Annotated in this window: 1 pseudogene; it reads left to right on the forward strand. The window is 35.1% G+C overall.

The window, feature by feature from the left end:
- A pseudogene (gene aspA, locus SB775_RS34310) lies at window positions 1-215 on the forward strand (aspartate ammonia-lyase); the annotation flags it as partial.
- Between the last annotated feature and the right edge of the window lie 16 nt (window positions 216-231).

A 231-nucleotide genomic window follows, 5' to 3' on the forward strand; every position in this document is an offset into this window, starting at 1 on the left:
GTGTTGGAATTATTACAGCAGTTAATCCTCATATTGGTTATGAAGCAGCATCTCGTATTGCACGTGAAGCAATTGAAACAGGAAAATCTGTTAGGGAGTTATGTTTAGAACATGGTGTACTGACAGAAGAAGAATTGGATATTATTTTAGATCCATTCGAAATGACGCATCCTGAAATTGCTGGAGCTTCTTTACTAAAGAATAAGAAGATGTAATATGAATAAAACACCG

The organism is Peribacillus sp. SIMBA_075, assembly GCF_046534585.1.